Source organism: Streptomyces sp. ADI95-16 (assembly GCF_003721495.1).
Taxonomy (GTDB): domain Bacteria; phylum Actinomycetota; class Actinomycetes; order Streptomycetales; family Streptomycetaceae; genus Streptomyces; species Streptomyces goshikiensis.
In genome coordinates this window covers 5,653,507-5,669,843 of the sequence record NZ_CP033581.1, presented here as the reverse complement: position 1 = coordinate 5,669,843, position 16,337 = coordinate 5,653,507, and the positions used below count along the sequence as shown (strand labels likewise).

Below are 16,337 nucleotides of genomic sequence, written 5' to 3'. Positions count from 1 at the left end.
AGATTCCGAACGGGCGCCATAAATCATGCAGTCCCGGACGACACCCCGCCCCACCCCCGACGCCGGCCCCAGCCCGGTCCCGGCGTCGCCTACCTCGGGGCGCGAGCCAGCTGACGCGACTGGGCCACCAGGCGGTCCTCCGAGTCCCAGACCTCGGCGTCCTCCTCCAGGAACCCGCCCGCCAGGTTGCGCGTGGTGATCGCGACCCGCAGCGGCCCCGCCGCCGGCCGGCGGCGGATGTGGGTCGTCAGCTCCACGGTCGGGGCCCACCCGACCAGCCCCAGGTCGAACGCGGTCGGCGGCAACGCGTCCACCACCAGCAGCAGCGACAACGCGTCCGCGTCCCGCCCGTCCGCCAGCTCGAACCAGGAACGCATCTCGCCCTTCCCCGACGGCGCACCCACCGCCCAGCCCGCCGTCGCCGGGTCCAGCCGCAGCCGGAGCCGGTCCACGATCGCGGAACTCCCGGGGATCGGGGCCGGCCCCGCCTCGGCCCCGAGGCAGTCCTCGTACGCCGGGATGGCCGGCGGCAGCGCGGTCGTCCGGACATCGTCCGGCAGCGCGTCGAGGTCGCCGTACGACGCGAGGACCCGGATGCGCTCGATCTCGGCGCCGTTCTCGTCGAACTGGAACAGCGACGCCTGCCCGGTCGACAGCGTGCGCCCGGCGCGCACCAGCTGCGTGCGGATCACCGCGGGCCCGGGCGCCGACGCGCTCAGGTAGTGCGCCGAGACCGTGAACGGGTCCGCGTGCGGCAGGGCCTGCGAGAGGGCCCGCCCGACCATGGCCAGCAGGTATCCGCCGTTGACGGCGGTGATGATCGTCCAGCCGGCGGAGAGCTCCGCGTCGTACACCCCGGGCTCGTCCGCGCGCGCGGACAGGGCGGTGTCGCGGTCGAACTCACTGTCGCCGATGGTGGCGGTTGCGGTGGCCGGGGCCGATGCCGATGCGGCTGCTGCGTGTGACATGAAAAGACCGTACACCGCGAAGCTACTGAGCGGTAGCTTTCTAAAACTACGGCTCCTCGGCCACCGCGGACCGCCGGTTCCAGGCCAGCGGCGCCCGCCAGTGGTAGCGGATCGCGAGGAGCCGCAGCACGAAGGTCGTGATGATCGCGAGCCCGGTGGTGAGCGGGTTCAGCATCCCCACGCCGATGAACACGGCCACCATCGACGCGCCCACGATCGCGGGCACGGCGTACATCTCCCGGTCGCGCAGCAGCGACGGCACCTCGTTGACCAGCATGTCGCGCAGCACGCCGCCGCCGACCGCCGTCGCGAGCCCGAGCGAGGCGGAGGCGGTGAGGCCGAGGCCGAACTCGTACGCCTTGGTGGTACCGGTGACGCAGAAGAGCGCGAGGCCGGCCGCGTCGAACACGTTGATCGCCCGGTTGATCCGCTGCACCTCGGGGTGCAGGAAGAAGACGATCGCCGCCGCGACCAGCGGGGTCACGAAGAAGCTGAGCTCACCGAAGGCGGCGGGCGGTACCGCGCCGATGACGAGGTCGCGGAAGAGGCCGCCGCCGAGGGCGGTGACCAGGGCGAGGACACAGATGCCGAAGACATCGAAGTTCTTGCGGACGGCGAGCAGCGCACCCGCGGTGGCGAAGACAAAAATGCCCGCGAGGTCCAGGGCGTGCTGGATGCCCGGCGGGAAGAGATCGTGAGGCACGGCCTCATTGTCCGGTACGCCCGCCCCCGCGCCACACACACGTACGACACCCGCACGCCAGCCACATCCGCCCCACGGCCGAACCGCAGCCGCCCCCACGGCCAGACCCGCAGCCGCCCCTACAGCCGGCCCTTCGGCCGATCCACGGCCGGCCCTACAGCCGACCCGCGGCCAGCCCCGCAGCCGGCCCTACAGCCGAACCCTCGGCGGCCCCGCCGCCGCCGCCCGCGGCCGCGGCGGCCCCGCCGCCGCCGCCCGCGGCCGCGGCGGCCCCGCCGCCGCCGCCCGCGGCCGGGCGCGCGTACGGCCCCGGAGGTGTCCTCCGGGGCCGGGCGCGCGTACGGCCCCGGAGGTGTCCTCCGGGGCCGTACGCCCCTGCAACCCGTGCGCCCACGCGCGGCGCTCGTGACCCGCTCCCACCCCGCTACGGCGTCGGCGTGTCCAGCGCGTCGGAGGCGCCCGGGAGGGCCTTGTCGTCCGGGACCAGGTCCGGCGCGTTCTCCGGGTGGTGGCACGCCACCTGGTGGCCCGTCTTCAGCGCCAGCAGCGGCGGGTCCTGCGTCTTGCAGATCTCCGTCGCCTTCCAGCACCGGGTGTGGAAGCGGCAGCCGCTCGGCGGCGAGATCGGCGAGGGCACGTCGCCCTTGAGCAGGATGCGCCCGCTCTTCACGCCGCGCCGCCGCGGGTCCGGCACCGGCACCGCCGACATCAGCGCGGTCGTGTAGGGGTGCATCGGCGCCCCGTACAGCGACTGGCGGTCCGCCAGCTCGACGATCTTGCCGAGGTACATCACCGCGATCCGGTCCGACACGTGCCGGATGACCGACAGGTCGTGCGCGATGATCACGTACGTGAGGCCGAGCTCCTGCTGGAGGTCGTCCAGCAGGTTGACCACCTGGGCCTGGATCGACACGTCGAGCGCGGAGACGGGCTCGTCGGCCACCACCAGCTTCGGCTTCAGGGCCAGCGCCCGGGCGATGCCGATGCGCTGCCGCTGGCCGCCCGAGAACTCGTGCGGGTAGCGGTTGTAGTGCTCCGGGTTCAGGCCCACCAGCGACAGCAGCCGCTGGACCTCCGCCTTCAGGCCGCCCTCGGGGGTGACCCCCTGGAGCTTGAAGGGGGCGCTGACGATGGTGCCGACCGTGTGGCGCGGGTTCAGCGAGCCGTACGGGTCCTGGAAGATCATCTGCACGTCACGGCGCAGCGGGCGCATGCCCGCCACCCCGAGGTGCGTGATGTCCTTGCCCTCGAACTCGATCGTGCCGCCGGTCGGCTCCAGCAGGCGGGTGATCAGCCGGCCCATGGTCGACTTGCCGCAGCCGGACTCGCCGACGATGCCGAGGGTCTCACCTCGGCGGACGTCGAAGTCGATGCCGTCCACGGCCTTGACCGCGCCGGCCTGCCTGCGCAGCAGCCCCTTGTGGATCGGGAAGTGCTTGACCAGCCCGGTCACCTTGAGCAGCGGCTCGGGCGAGTCCACGGCCTGCGCGGGAACGGTGGCGGTGGCCGTGGCAGCGGCCTTCTTGTCCATCTCGGGCTTCTCGGTCACAGCTTCGGCGCAATCTCTTCGGTCCAGATCCGGGTCCGCTCCTCATGCGACATGTGGCAGGCGGACCAGTGGTGGCCGCCGTCCTCGTCCGCCAGCTCCGGCCGTACCGTCCGCGTGACGTTGCCCTTGGGCACGTCGGCGTACGGGCAGCGCGGATTGAACGCACAGCCGCTCGGAATGTTGATGAGGCTGGGCGGCGAACCCTTGACCGGGATCAGGCGCTCGGTCTGGTCGCGGTCGATGCGCGGCATCGAGCCGAGCAGACCCCAGGTGTACGGGTGCCGGGGCTCGTAGAACACCTTCTCGGCACTGCCGCGCTCGACGCACCGGCCGCCGTACATCACGAGGAGCTCGTCGGCCATCTCGGCGACCACGCCGAGGTCGTGCGTGATCATGATGACCGCGGAGCCGAACTCCTGCTGGAGGTCGCGGATCAGGTCCAGGATCTGCGCCTGGACGGTGACGTCCAGGGCGGTGGTCGGCTCGTCCGCGATGAGCAGCTCGGGGTTGTTGACCAGCGCCATCGCGATCATCGCGCGCTGGCGCATGCCGCCGGAGAACTCGTGCGGGTAGCTGTCGACCCGCTTGTGCGGCTCCGGGATGCCGACGCGGTCGAGGAGGTCGACCGCCCGCTTGCGGGCGGCCTTCTTGTCGACCTTGTTGTGGACCCGGTACGCCTCGGCGATCTGCTTGCCGACGGTGAAGTACGGGTGCATCGCGGACAGCGGGTCCTGGAAGATCATCGCGATGTTCCGGCCGCGCAGCTTGCGCACCTCGTCCTCGTCGGCGGAGAGCAGCTCCTTGCCGTCCAGCCAGATCTCGCCGGAGATCCGGGCCCGCTGGCGGCCGTACTGGCCGACCCGGTGCAGGCCCATGATGCCCAGCGAGGTCACCGACTTGCCGGAGCCGGACTCGCCCACGATGCCGAGGGTCTTGCCCTTCTCCAGGTTGAAGGTGAGTCCGTCGACGGACTTGACCAGGCCGTCCTCGGTCGGGAAGTGCACCTTGAGGTCACGGACCTCCAGGAAGGCACGGGCCGGGGCCGGGGCGCCGCCGGGGACGGGCTCGTTCAGGGCGCCCGTCGTGCCCGTCGCGCCCGTCGTGGCGCCTTTGGTCATATCGGTCATGACAGCCTCACTCGGGGGTCGATCACCGCGTACAGGAGGTCCACGACGAGGTTCGCCGCGACCACGAAGAAGGCGGAGATCAGGGTGATGCCCAGGATGACCGGCAGGTCGTGGTCGCTGATCGCGCGGACCGCGCTGTAGCCGAGCCCGTGCAGCGAGAACGTGTACTCGGTCAGGACGGCGCCGCCCATCAGGGCGCCGAGGTCCAGGCCCAGGACGGTCAGGATCGGCGTCATGGTCGAGCGCATCGCGTGCTTGCCGATGACGACGGGTTCCGTCAGGCCCTTGGCGCGCGCGGTGCGGATGTAGTCCTCGTTGAGCACTTCGAGCATCGTGGCGCGGGTGAGCCGCGCGTACATCGCCGCGTACAGGAAGGCGAGCGAGATCCACGGCAGGATCATGCCGTTGAACCACTTGCCCGGGTCCGCGGCGAAGCTCGCCTCGGGCCGCCCGAACCAGCCGAGCTGGTCGGAGAAGAGGGCGATGGCGAGCATGCCCGTGAAGTAGATGGGGAGGGAGACGCCGGCGAGGGCGATGCCCATCGCCGAACGGTCCAGCACGGTACCGCGCTTGAGGGCGGAGATGACGCCGGTGGCGACACCGCCGATGACCCACAGGACGACGGCGCCGGCGGCGAGCGAGAGGGTGACGGGCAGCCAGTCGGTCAGCAGCGGCCACACCTCCTGCTCGGTCTTGAAGGAGTATCCGAAGCAGGGCGCGGCGCATTGCGTGACGTCGGAGCCGTTGGCGTACGTGCGACCCGCCACCAGACCGACGACGAACTTGCCGAACTGGACGAGGATCGGGTCGTCGAGACCCATCTTCTGCCGGATGCCCTCGATGGCGGCGGGGTCGGACTGCTTTCCGACGAAGTAGAGCGCCGGATCCGTCCCGATCATCTTCGGGAAGAGGAAGAAGATTCCGAAGGTCACCAGCGTGATGACCAACAGCATGACGATGACGGCGAAGAACCGCCGGATGAGATATGCAAGCACTGCGCTCGGCCTGGCTGCGACCCGGGGGCGCCCTCTTCTGGAGAGCGCCCCCAAGCCGGAACCGCGGCCATCACCTGCCCTTCGTGCCTAGCGGGTGTGGCACTGGAACTGATATTGACGAACTGAACTGACTGAACTGACTGGTCTGACGACTACTTGACGACGCCCAGGGAGGCGTAGTCGTACCGGCCGTTGTAGGCGTCGGAGGTGTAGGCGTTCGTCAGCCGGGTGCTGCGCCAGGTGATCGTCTTGTCGTAGACGAAGGGCAGGTAGACCGCGGCCTCGGAGACCTTCTGGTTCATCTGCTTGTAGATGTCGCCGGCCTTGGCCGGGTCCGTCTCCGCGATGGCCTGGTCGAAGAGGCCGTTGATCGCCGGGTCGTTCAGCTCGGAGAAGTTGTTGTTGCCGCTCTGCAGGATGAAGCGGCCGTCGACCAGCGGCTGGGAGAAGCCCTGACCGGTCGGGAAGTCGGCGCCCCAGCCCATGATGATGATGCCGTAGCCCTTCTCCTTGACGACCTTCGGCGAACCGATGATCCCGGAGGTCTGGGCGCCGTCGAACTGGTCGACCTGGGCGTCGATGCCGACCTGCTTCAGGGCGTTCTGCAGCGAGACGGCCGTGGCGACCTCGACCGGCTTGTTGTTGCGGACCGCGATGGTGGTCTTGAAGCCCTCGGGCTTGCCGCAGGCCTTGAGGGCCTCCTTGGCCTTCTCGACGTTCGGCTTGCCGTCGTTCTTCAGGACCTCGTACGGGTCGTAGGAGGCGTCGGAGCCCTTGACACCCAGCGGCAGCATGTTGGGGGCGATGTCACCACCGGCCTGCGGGCCGCCGCGGGCGGTCTGCAGCGACTTGTGGTCGGCCGCGTAGATGACGGCCTTGCGGCAGTCGATGTTGTCGAACGGGGCGACCGTCTGCGGGAAGACCGCGTAGCGGATGAAGCCGGTCTGGCCGTTGTCCAGGTTCGCCTTGTGGTCCTTCAGCGCGGTGGCGCGGGCCGCCTGGCCAATGCCGGTCGCGTTGAGGTCGAGGTCGAACTCGCCGTTCATCAGGCGCTTGTCCATGTCGTCCGCGTTCGCCATGAACGTGACCGAGATGGAGTCCGGGAGCGCCTTGCGGATGGTGTCCGACTCGGGCTTCCACTTGTCGTTGCGCGAGAGCTTCATGCTCTTGTTGGGCTCGTACGAGTCGATCTTGTACGGGCCGTTGGAGAAGGGCTTGAGGCCGTACTTGGCCGCGGTGTCCTTGTCCTGCTTGACCGGGCTCGCGGCCGGCATGGCGAGCATCTGCTCGAAGTCGCCGTTGGGCTGCGGGAGCTTGAAGATGATGGTCTTCGCGTCCGGGGTCTCGATCGCCTTGAGGCCGAGCTTGTCCGCGCTCTCGTCCTTGTACGGACCCTTGTACTCGCTCTTCGGGTCGAGGACCTGCATCAGGTAGACCGGGCCGCCGGAGATGACGTCCTGGGCCCAGGTGCGCTCGATGCCGTACTTGATGTCCTGGGCGGTGACGGGCGAGCCGTCCTCCCAGCTCGCGTTGTCCTTCAGGGTGTACTTGTAGGTCTTGCCGCCGTCGCTGATCTCGGCCTTGCCGGCGGCGAGGTCGGGAACGAGCTCCGTGCTCTCGCCACCGGGGGCGGGCTTGAAGCTGACGAGCTGACGGGTGTAGTAGCGGGCGAAGTCCCACATGAAGCCGTAGTAACCGCGCTGCGGGTCCCACGAGTCGGCTTCCTGAGTGGCGACGAACTTCAGCTCGCCGCCCTTCTTGTCCGCCGCGTTGGAGACCTTGCCGATACCCGCGTTGAAGCCGCTGGCGCCGGCCTTGCCCTCGTCCTTCTTGGTGTCGTTGCCGCCACAGGCGGTCGCGGTCAGCATGGCCGCGAGCACGACGGCCGTGCCGGCGGCCAGTCTGCGCTTCGACGTGCGATGGGTAGTCACGATGCTCGCAACCCTCCGTTGTAGTTCCGGCTTCGATGCCGAGTTCCGGTTACCTGCGGTGTTCCCTGCGGATTCGCCGTGCCGTGCGGCAGGCGCCTGTGGCTAGCGGGAGCCCTTCGGGTCGAGGGCGTCGCGGACGCCGTCGCCGAAGAGGTTGAAGGCCAGCACGGTGATGAAGATCGCCACGCCGGGGAAGATCATGAAGAGCGGATCGTCCTCGTAGGTCCGCACGGCCGTCGAGAGCGTCTCGCCCCAGGACGGTGTGGGCGGCTTGACGCCCACGCCGAGGAAGCTCAGCGCGGCCTCGGTGAGCACGTTGGTGGGGATCATCAGCGTCGTGTAGACGGTGATCGGCGCCACCAGGTTCGGAAGGAGCTCGCGGAAGAGGATGTACGTCCGGCCGGCGCCCAGACTGCGGGCCGCCTCGACGTACTCCCGTTCGCGCAGCGACAGGGTCTGGCCCCGGACGATGCGTCCGATGTACGGCCATCCGAAGAAGCCGATGACCAGGACCAGGACGGCGATGCGCAGGCCCGAGCCCTCGAAGCCCCACAGCTTGCTGGGGATGACGGAGATCAGCGCGATGATGAACAGCAGCTGGGGGAAGGCCAGCAGGAGGTCCATGACCCGGCTGATCGCGGCGTCGACCCAGCCGCCGAAGTATCCGGCGATGATGCCGAAGACGGTGCCGAGCGAAACCGCCACGAAGGCGGACAGGAAGGCCACCAGCAGCGAGATGCGGGCGCCGTAGACGATCCGGCTGAAGACGTCACGGCCGTTGACCGGCTCGATGCCCAGCAGGAAGTCCCCGTTCATACCGCCCCAGTCGCCGGCCGGGAGGCCGAGCAGCGGGTCCAGCAGGTCCTCGTGCAGTTCCTCCGGCGGGTGGCCGAAGGCCTTGACGATCAACGGCGCGAACAGCGCGACGAGGATCAGCAGGAGCACGATGACACCGCCGGCCAGGGCGACCTTGTCGCGCTTGAGCCGGGACCAGGCGATCTTCCAGGGCGAGCGCCCCTCGATCGCCTTCTGCGGAGTCTCGGGGGCGGCCACGGCCGCGGGCTCGGCCGCGCTGGTGTCGTGCAGTGGTGCCGTCATCGTGGTGGGGACCCCTCTCGGCCGACTGTGGCCGGCCCATGCCCGCCGCTGTGGCGGCTTGGTTCTTTCGGCGTCGCTGATGGTGCGAATGGCGCGAATTGCGCCTGAAGTGCACGTGAAGAGCTGGTGGTTGTGGGATTGACCGGCCTTCGGTGGGGGGAGTCTTCAACGCGCCCGTGATCGCCCGCCAGACCTGCCGGGCATGTGATGCGCAACCGTGATCTGCTGCGACACCTTCCGTTATGCGGACCACGGGGGCGGGTGAGCGGTGCAACTGCGTCGCGTTCGGTGCGGAACGGACATCCGGCCCAACTGCCATTTCCGACGCGGTTATTGGCGCCATTGGGTGGATATGCCGGAGTGGTACGGCAAAGGCCGCACCGGGCGGACCGGTGCGGCCTTCGGGACGGATGTCTCGGTATGCGCAGGGGCGGGCATGGCCGGATCACGGCCATGGCACCGTTGTCAGAACGCCGGGGACTGGCCCTCGCGGTCGTAGAACGGCCGGGTCTGCGCGCGCAGCCACATCGCGACGGGGTCGTGCTCGTCGGCGAGCGCGACGGTGCACACCGGGACGCCCTCGGGGACGGCGCCGACCGACTGGCGCATCATCTCCCGGACGGATTCCAGCGCGGGCGCGGAGGCGTCGTACAGGTCGAGACCGACGGCGAGGTACGGGGACCCGAGCGCGGGCTGCACCCACGCGCGGCGCAGCGACCGTACGGCGGGGGTGCGGTGCGCGTGCCGGGTCAGCAGCCCGTAGAACTGCGGGAGCTCCAGGGCGGGCTCGGACAGCCGCAGCGGCCCGGCCGGCATCCGGTCCAGCCCGGTGGCGATCCGGCGCAGGTCGGCCCACGGGATGCCGACGCCGCCGCCCTGGGCGTGCGGGTTGAGCCACAGCCCCCAGCGGTCCGGGTAGAGGGCGCGGGCGATGTCGCGGCCGGTGACGACCTCGTACCCGCGGTTCCAGCCGCTGGCGGCCAGCTCCTGCGGGGAGGTGACGCACGGCGCGTACCCGAGGCCCTCGACCTCCATGCCGCCGTACTGGGCGTCCGGGGAACCCGGTTGCCCCTGCCAGAGCAGCATCCACAGGCGGCCCTCGGCGAGGGCGCGCAGGAGCGCCTCGTAACTCTCGTAGCGCCCGGGAGTCACCTGGCGCAGCATGTGCTCGACCTGCCCGGCCGCGGCCGTGCCTGACGCACTCACCCGGTACCCCTCTTCTCCACCCGTCGTCCACACCTCCCCCCAGCTTATGCGGCCCTAGGGGAGGTAGAAGGGGCGCACGCGCTCACGAATCCAGTCCGTTACCGGATCCTGGGCGGCGTCGAGGAGGATCAACTGCACAGGCCACGGCACGGGTACGCGGGCCAGCCCCCGGCCGAGCGCCGCCATCGCGGCGTCGCGGGTGCCGGGCTCCCAGCCCGTCAGCCGGACGCCGACGAACAGCTCGGGCTCGCCGCCCTCGACGCTGCCGAGGCAGCGGTACGCGGCGAGGACCACGCCGGTGGCCCGGAACTCCTCGGCGGTGGCGGTCAGGAAGTCGACGGGGTCGTCCTGCCAGTCGGGCTCGAACAGCCGCACGCGGCCGCCGGTGGCGGGACCGTCGAGGGGGGTGCGGCCGGTACGGCACAGCTCCGCGACGGCGGGCGGGGGCAGCGGCACGCCGACGGCGCCCTCGGGGTTCACGGCGATCCCGAGCTGCGGGGGCAGGCCGCGGGCGAACTCGACTGCGGGGGCCACGGCGAAGTCCATGCCGGGGCCGACGCAGGCGCGGAACTGGCTCTCGGAGCTGTAGACCGGGACGTACGCCGCGCCGCCGATCTCCATCGTCGGCAGGCTGAGGCTGTCGTGGTCGGGCCCGCCGCCGCCGGGCAGCGGGACCCACAGGGGGCTCCGGCCGAGCACCTCCAGGATCCGCGCCCCGGCGTCCGGCTGCCCGAGCGCCGCCCCGAGCACCTGCTCCAGCTCGTTCTCCGGCCAGCCACCGCCGTGCATTCCGCCTCCGTCTGTCGTTGCTCTCGCTGCCGTGTCCCGCCGAGATTAGTGGCCCGCCGCCGTCCGGCCCCCGCCGGGGCTGGAAGTGGTGCGGCGACGTGGAGCGGTGCGGCGCCGCTGCGGGGGCCGGCCCCCGAGCCCCCGCGCCTCAAACGCCGGCGGGGCTGGAGTTGCCCCCGCCGGGGCGGCGGTCAGGACGGGGCGGTGAAGTCGATGTGGGTGATGGCGGCGGCGGAGGCGCGGTCGAGGAGGGTGGCCGAGGCGCAGCCGGCCGGGGGGCGGCCCGATTCGGCGGCGCGCAGCAGGCGGGCCACCGCGCCCTGGTGGCGGGCGAAGGCGTACGGGGAGACGCCCCGGCCCCGGGCCGCCTGCCCGGACAGGGCCTCCTCGGCGCTGGTGTCGAGCAGGACCAGGTGCAGGGCCCGCCCCCGTCGCCGCGCGGCGGCGGCGAGCAGCGCGCGGACCCAGCTCTGGGTGCCGCAGTCGTGGACGACGGCGGAGGCGCCGGAGCGCAGGGTCCGCCACAGCCCCCAGTAGTGCGCGACCCGGACGAGCGGCCGGTACACGGCGTACGGCAGCGGGCCCGGCATCCGCCCCTCCCAGCGCTCGCGGGCGTCCTGGGAGTCGATGCCGCCGTCGGCCGCGGCCCGCTTGATCAGGGTGCTCTTGCCGCCGCCGGGGAGGCCGGACACCACCACGATGTCGCCCGCGGCGAACCCGAGCCGGCGCGGGGGCCGGCCGCCGCCCGTCCCCGGCCCGCGCAGATCACGTACGGGCACGGCGGAAGCGGCGGCGGGGGCCGCGAAGGGCCTCCGCTGCGCCGGCACCCCTTCCACGGTCCCGGTCGTCGCCAGTACTCCGAATCTCCGCACACTGATCGCCTCCCCCGAATCGGGCCCTCAGGGCCCCGTGCCCACCAAGTGTAAAGAGACGGTAATCCCGGGGTCCCGGTTCCGGCCGGGCCCGGCGTCGATCGGCCACATATTTCGATCAGCACACGCTTTCGGGCCCCGTACGCCCACACCCGGCACCCGCGTGCAATGATGTGCGCCATCTGGACACCAACTGCATACCGGCCGCTTGAATCCGCGCGGGAGAGTCCCGGCACGCCGCAAGGCCGTGTCCGGGCGCCGAAGGAGCAAGTACCTCCCTTGAATCTCTCAGGCCCCGTACCGCGTGGATGAGGCAGATCTGAAAAGCGAGCCGCGCCGCCGTCCCTCACGACGGCATCCGCGTGTGCTCCACCCAAGGTGCAAGTCGACGTTCCCCGGGTCCGACCGGGAACTCTCGGCGAACCTCTCAGGTTCCGATGACAGATGGGGAGGATCGTCCTCGTCATGTCATGCCCTGGGACCCGGGAGCCACACCCATGAGCACTGCCCCCCGCCTGACCGCCCTCGACGCGCTGCACCGCTCGCTCGGTGCGACCATGACCGACTTCGCGGGCTGGGACATGCCGCTGCGGTACGCCAGTGAGCGCGACGAGCACAACGCCGTGCGCACCAAGGCCGGCCTGTTCGACCTCTCCCACATGGGCGAGATCACCCTGACCGGCCCGGAGGCCGTCAAGGCCCTGGACTACGCGCTGGTCGGCAACATCTCCACCGTCGGCGTCGGCCGGGCCCGCTACACGCACATCTGCCGGGAGGACGGCGGGATCGTCGACGACCTGATCGTCTACCGCCTCGGCGAGAGCGAGTTCATGGTCGTCGCGAACGCCTCCAACGCGCAGGTCGTCCTGGACGCGCTGACCGAGCGCGCCGCCGGCTTCGACACCGTGGTCCGCGACGACCGCGACGCGTACGCGCTGCTCGCCGTGCAGGGCCCGGAGTCCCCCGGCATCCTCGCCTCGCTGACCGACGCCGACCTGGACGGCCTGAAGTACTACGCCGGCCTGCCGGGCACCGTCGCGGGCGTGCCCGCGCTGATCGCCCGTACCGGCTACACCGGCGAGGACGGCTTCGAGCTGTTCGTCTCCCCCGAGCACGCCGTGGAGCTGTGGCAGGCGCTGACCAAGGCCGGCGAGGGCGTCGGCCTGGTCCCGGCCGGTCTGTCCTGCCGCGACACCCTGCGCCTGGAGGCGGGCATGCCGCTGTACGGGCACGAGCTGACCACCTCCCTCACCCCGTTCGACGCGGGTCTGGGCCGGGTCGTGAAGTTCGAGAAGGAGGGCGACTTCGTGGGCCGCGCCGCGCTGGAGGCCGCCGCCGAGCGGGCCGCCGGCAACCCGCCGCGCAAGCTGGTCGGTCTGATCGCCGAGGGCCGCCGCGTTCCGCGCGCCGGGTTCCCGGTCGTGGCCGGCGGCGAGGTCATCGGCGAGGTCACCTCCGGTGCCCCGTCCCCGACGCTGGGCAAGCCGATCGCGATGGCGTACGTGGACGCGGCGCACGCCGCGCCCGGCACCTCCGGCGTCGGCGTCGACATTCGCGGTACGCATGAGCCGTACGAGGTTGTGGCTCTGCCGTTCTACAAGCGGCAGAAGTAGCCGCGGTCCCGTACCGGGCCCCGGCAGCAATCCCGGCAGACCCGTCTCGCCAGTCGAGACGCCCTGTTCGTTCGCACTCCCCCGCATCCAGGAGAATCAGGTCATGAGCAACCCCCAGCAGCTGCGTTACAGCAAGGAGCACGAGTGGCTGTCGACCGCCGAGGACGGCGTCGCGACGGTCGGCATCACGGAGTTCGCGGCCACCGCGCTCGGTGACGTCGTCTACGCCCAGCTTCCCGAGGTCGGCGACACGGTGACCGCGGGCGAGACCTGCGGCGAGCTGGAGTCGACCAAGTCGGTCAGCGACCTGTACTCCCCCGTCACCGGCGAGGTCGTCGAGGCCAACCAGGACGTCGTGGAGGACCCGGCGCTCGTCAACACGGCCCCCTTCGAGGGCGGCTGGCTGTTCAAGGTGCGCGTCGCGGAGGAGCCGGCCGATCTGCTCTCCGCCGACGAGTACGCCAAGCTCACCGCCGGTAACTGACCCCAGGGGATCCTGATGTCCGTACTGAACACCCCTCTCCACGAGCTCGACCCCGATGTCGCCGCCGCCGTCGACGCCGAGCTCGTGCGCCAGCAGTCCACCCTGGAAATGATCGCGTCGGAGAACTTCGCCCCGGTCGCCGTCATGGAGGCCCAGGGCTCGGTCCTGACCAACAAGTACGCCGAGGGCTACCCCGGCCGCCGCTACTACGGCGGCTGCGAGCACGTCGACGTCGTCGAGCAGATCGCGATCGACCGCGTCAAGGCGCTGTTCGGCGCCGAGGCCGCGAACGTGCAGCCCCACTCGGGCGCGCAGGCCAACGCGGCGGCGATGTTCGCGCTGCTGAAGCCGGGCGACACGATCATGGGCCTGAACCTGGCCCACGGCGGTCACCTGACCCACGGCATGAAGATCAACTTCTCCGGCAAGCTCTACAACGTGGTCCCGTACCACGTCGACGAGTCGGGCCAGGTGGACATGGCCGAGGTCGAGCGCCTCGCCAAGGAGTCCAAGCCGCAGCTGATCGTCGCCGGCTGGTCCGCCTACCCGCGCCAGCTGGACTTCGCCGCCTTCCGCCGCATCGCGGACGAGGTCGGCGCGTACCTGATGGTCGACATGGCGCACTTCGCCGGCCTGGTCGCCGCGGGTCTGCACCCGAACCCGGTGCCGCACGCCCACGTCGTGACCACCACCACGCACAAGACCCTCGGCGGTCCGCGCGGCGGTGTCATCCTGTCGACGCAGGAACTGGCCAAGAAGATCAACTCCGCGGTCTTCCCGGGCCAGCAGGGTGGTCCGCTGGAGCACGTGATCGCGGCCAAGGCCGTCTCCTTCAAGGTCGCGGCCTCGCCCGAGTTCAAGGAGCGCCAGGAGCGCACCCTGGAGGGCGCGAAGATCCTCGCCGCCCGCCTCGTCCAGGACGACGTCAAGGCCGTGGGCGTGGACGTCCTCACCGGCGGCACCGACGTGCACCTGGTCCTGGTCGACCTGCGCGACTCCGAGCTGGACGGCCAGCAGGCCGAGGACCGCCTCCACGAGGTCGGCATCACGGTCAACCGCAACGCCATCCCGAACGACCCGCGGCCGCCGATGGTGACCTCGGGCCTGCGGATCGGCACGCCGGCGCTGGCCACCCGCGGTTTCGACACCGAGGCCTTCACCGAGGTCGCGGAGATCATCGCGCAGGCGCTCAAGCCCGCGTACGACGCCGAGGACCTCAAGGCGCGCGTCTCGGCGCTCGCCGCGAAGTTCCCGCTGTACCCGACGCTCTGACGTCGGCAGGTCAAGGGTCGGGCCCGGTTCCTGTCTCACAGGGGCCGGGCCCTTCCCGTACGGGCCCCGGACCCTTCCCGTACGGGCCCGACGGGACCGGTCCCGCCCGCCCGGCGCCCCCTGCGCGACCCTTCGGGCGGACGAGCCGTTCACCTCGCCGCGATAAGCTCGCCTGTCGGACAAAATCCGAACAATCGACCGCCCCCGTACGAACCGCCTCTCCCGCCCCCTCCCACCCCACGAGCAGACAAGGGAGTCCGCCAGTGGCCATCTCCGTCTTCGATCTCTTCTCCATCGGCATCGGCCCGTCGTCCTCCCACACCGTCGGTCCGATGCGGGCCGCGCGCATGTTCGTGACCCGCCTGAAGAAGGACGGGGTCCTCGCCGAGACCGCGTCCGTCCGTGCGGAGCTCTTCGGCTCGCTGGGCGCCACCGGCCACGGCCACGGCACCCCCAAGGCGGTGCTCCTGGGCCTGGAGGGCCACTCCCCGCGCTCGGTGAACGTGGAGACCGCGGACGACGAGGTGGAGCGCATCCGCCAGAGCGGCCGCCTCCGCCTCCTCGGCACGGAGATAGGAAACGCGCACGAGATCGCGTTCGACGAGCCGAACCAGCTGATCCTGCACCGCCGCCGGTCGCTGCCGTACCACGCGAACGGCATGACGCTCTTCGCCTACGACGCCTCCGGGACCCCGCTGCTGGAGAAGACGTACTACTCGGTCGGCGGCGGCTTCGTCGTGGACGAGGACGCGGTGGGCGAGGACCGGATCAAGCTCGACGACACCGTCCTGAAGTACCCCTTCCGGTCGGGCGACGAGATGCTCCGCCTCGCGAACGAGACGGGCCTGTCGATCTCCTCCCTGATGCTGGAGAACGAGAAGGCCTGGCGCACGGAGGAGGAGATCCGCGAGGGCCTGCTGGAGATCTGGCGCGTGATGCAGTCCTGCGTCGCGCGCGGCATGTCCCGCGAGGGCATCCTCCCGGGCGGCCTGCGGGTCAAGCGCCGGGCCGCCTCCACGGCGCGCCAGCTGCGCACCGAGGGCGACGCGATGATGCACCGCAGCGAGTGGACGACGATCTACGCGATGGCGGTCAACGAGGAGAACGCGGCGGGCGGCCGCGTCGTCACCGCGCCCACGAACGGCGCGGCGGGCGTCCTCCCGGCGGTCCTGCACTACTACACGAACTTCGTCCCGGGCGCGGACGAGGACGGCGTGGTCCGCTTCCTCCTCGCGGCGGGCGCGATCGGCATGCTGTTCAAGGAGAACGCCTCGATCTCCGGCGCCGAGGTCGGCTGCCAGGGCGAGGTCGGCTCGGCCTGCTCGATGGCGGCCGGCGCCCTCGCCGAGGTGCTGGGCGGCACCCCGGAGCAGGTCGAGAACGCGGCCGAGATCGGCATGGAGCACAACCTCGGCCTGACCTGCGACCCGGTCGGCGGCCTGGTGCAGATCCCGTGCATCGAGCGCAACGGCATGGCGGCGGTCAAGGCCGTCACGGCGGCCAAGATGGCGATGCGCGGCGACGGCAGCCACAAGGTGTCCCTGGACAAGGTCATCAAGACCATGAAGGAGACCGGCGCCGATATGAAGGTCAAGTACAAGGAGACCGCCCGCGGCGGCCTCGCGGTCAACGTCATCGAATGCTGACGACGGCCGGCTGACCCGCTGACCTGCTCGGAGAGCCCCACCGCGGCCGCGCGCCCGGTGGGGCTCTTCGCCGTCCGCAGGGCC

General features: G+C 71.0%; 14 protein-coding genes and 1 riboswitch. Of the genes, 4 read left to right on the top strand and 10 right to left on the bottom strand.

Features of this window, described 5'->3' with window-relative positions:
• Nucleotides 1-89 precede the first annotated feature (89 nt).
• The 10 genes from EES41_RS25490 to EES41_RS25445 all read right to left on the bottom strand — a co-directional run bounded on the left by EES41_RS25490 (nucleotide 90) and on the right by EES41_RS25445 (nucleotide 11,193).
• Complete coding sequence (locus tag EES41_RS25490; protein ID WP_123080464.1) at nucleotides 90-968, bottom strand: thioesterase family protein; 879 nt, start codon at nucleotides 966-968, stop codon at nucleotides 90-92.
• 46 nt (nucleotides 969-1,014) lie between these two features.
• Nucleotides 1,015-1,671 carry a trimeric intracellular cation channel family protein gene (locus tag EES41_RS25485; protein WP_008743381.1) on the bottom strand — a complete coding sequence of 219 codons (657 nt, stop codon included), beginning with the start codon at nucleotides 1,669-1,671 and terminating at the stop codon, nucleotides 1,015-1,017.
• Nucleotides 1,672-2,095: 424 nt separating this feature from the next.
• A complete protein-coding gene (locus tag EES41_RS25480; RefSeq protein WP_123082692.1) occupies nucleotides 2,096-3,202 on the bottom strand; it encodes an ABC transporter ATP-binding protein in 1,107 nt (368 codons plus the stop codon).
• Nucleotides 3,203-3,216: 14 nt separating this feature from the next.
• A complete protein-coding gene (locus EES41_RS25475) occupies nucleotides 3,217-4,338 on the bottom strand; it encodes an ABC transporter ATP-binding protein (protein ID WP_123080463.1) in 1,122 nt (373 codons plus the stop codon).
• A gap of 5 nt (nucleotides 4,339-4,343) precedes the next feature.
• Nucleotides 4,344-5,342 (bottom strand): ABC transporter permease, encoded by a 999-nt coding sequence (locus EES41_RS25470; RefSeq protein WP_174261737.1) that lies wholly within the window; start codon nucleotides 5,340-5,342, stop codon nucleotides 4,344-4,346.
• Between the two features lie 152 nt (nucleotides 5,343-5,494).
• Complete coding sequence (locus EES41_RS25465; protein WP_123080462.1) at nucleotides 5,495-7,273, bottom strand: ABC transporter substrate-binding protein; 1,779 nt, start codon at nucleotides 7,271-7,273, stop codon at nucleotides 5,495-5,497.
• Nucleotides 7,274-7,375: 102 nt separating this feature from the next.
• On the bottom strand, nucleotides 7,376-8,371 hold the full coding sequence (locus tag EES41_RS25460; RefSeq protein WP_008743376.1) for an ABC transporter permease: 996 nt from the start codon (nucleotides 8,369-8,371) through the stop codon (nucleotides 7,376-7,378).
• A 465-nt stretch (nucleotides 8,372-8,836) separates the two neighbouring features.
• Complete coding sequence (locus tag EES41_RS25455; protein WP_037794967.1) at nucleotides 8,837-9,577, bottom strand: enhanced serine sensitivity protein SseB C-terminal domain-containing protein; 741 nt, start codon at nucleotides 9,575-9,577, stop codon at nucleotides 8,837-8,839.
• 54 nt (nucleotides 9,578-9,631) lie between these two features.
• Nucleotides 9,632-10,366 (bottom strand): enhanced serine sensitivity protein SseB, encoded by a 735-nt coding sequence (locus tag EES41_RS25450; protein ID WP_123080461.1) that lies wholly within the window; start codon nucleotides 10,364-10,366, stop codon nucleotides 9,632-9,634.
• Between the two features lie 191 nt (nucleotides 10,367-10,557).
• A complete protein-coding gene (locus EES41_RS25445; RefSeq protein WP_254211793.1) occupies nucleotides 10,558-11,193 on the bottom strand; it encodes an AAA family ATPase in 636 nt (211 codons plus the stop codon).
• A 254-nt stretch (nucleotides 11,194-11,447) separates the two neighbouring features.
• Nucleotides 11,448-11,551: riboswitch (glycine riboswitch) on the top strand.
• A gap of 184 nt (nucleotides 11,552-11,735) precedes the next feature.
• Between EES41_RS25445 and gcvT the strand changes: the two genes are divergently transcribed.
• The 4 genes from gcvT (at nucleotide 11,736) to EES41_RS25425 (ending at nucleotide 16,253) form a co-directional block, all read left to right on the top strand.
• Nucleotides 11,736-12,851, top strand: coding sequence for a glycine cleavage system aminomethyltransferase GcvT (gene gcvT, locus EES41_RS25440; RefSeq protein ID WP_123080460.1), 1,116 nt, complete (start codon nucleotides 11,736-11,738; stop codon nucleotides 12,849-12,851).
• Nucleotides 12,852-12,954: 103 nt separating this feature from the next.
• On the top strand, nucleotides 12,955-13,335 hold the full coding sequence (gcvH, locus tag EES41_RS25435; protein ID WP_123080459.1) for a glycine cleavage system protein GcvH: 381 nt from the start codon (nucleotides 12,955-12,957) through the stop codon (nucleotides 13,333-13,335).
• A 15-nt stretch (nucleotides 13,336-13,350) separates the two neighbouring features.
• Entirely contained in the window at nucleotides 13,351-14,607 is a 1,257-nt protein-coding gene (gene glyA / locus EES41_RS25430; RefSeq protein ID WP_123080458.1) for a serine hydroxymethyltransferase, read from the top strand.
• A gap of 263 nt (nucleotides 14,608-14,870) precedes the next feature.
• Nucleotides 14,871-16,253, top strand: coding sequence for an L-serine ammonia-lyase (locus EES41_RS25425; protein WP_123080457.1), 1,383 nt, complete (start codon nucleotides 14,871-14,873; stop codon nucleotides 16,251-16,253).
• Nucleotides 16,254-16,337 lie beyond the last annotated feature (84 nt).

Excerpts from the sequence above, each read along its gene's own strand:
- EES41_RS25490 (WP_123080464.1), bottom strand. The coding sequence starts at position 968 with ATGTCACACGCAGCAGCCGCATCGGCATCGGCCCCGGCCACCGCAACC.
- EES41_RS25480 (WP_123082692.1), bottom strand. The coding sequence starts at position 3,202 with ATGGACAAGAAGGCCGCTGCCACGGCCACCGCCACCGTTCCCGCGCAG.
- EES41_RS25475 (WP_123080463.1), bottom strand. The coding sequence starts at position 4,338 with ATGACCAAAGGCGCCACGACGGGCGCGACGGGCACGACGGGCGCCCTG.
- EES41_RS25460 (WP_008743376.1), bottom strand. The coding sequence starts at position 8,371 with ATGACGGCACCACTGCACGACACCAGCGCGGCCGAGCCCGCGGCCGTG.
- EES41_RS25450 (WP_123080461.1), bottom strand. The coding sequence starts at position 10,366 with ATGCACGGCGGTGGCTGGCCGGAGAACGAGCTGGAGCAGGTGCTCGGG.
- gcvT (WP_123080460.1), top strand. The coding sequence starts at position 11,736 with ATGAGCACTGCCCCCCGCCTGACCGCCCTCGACGCGCTGCACCGCTCG.
- gcvH (WP_123080459.1), top strand. The coding sequence starts at position 12,955 with ATGAGCAACCCCCAGCAGCTGCGTTACAGCAAGGAGCACGAGTGGCTG.
- glyA (WP_123080458.1), top strand. The coding sequence starts at position 13,351 with ATGTCCGTACTGAACACCCCTCTCCACGAGCTCGACCCCGATGTCGCC.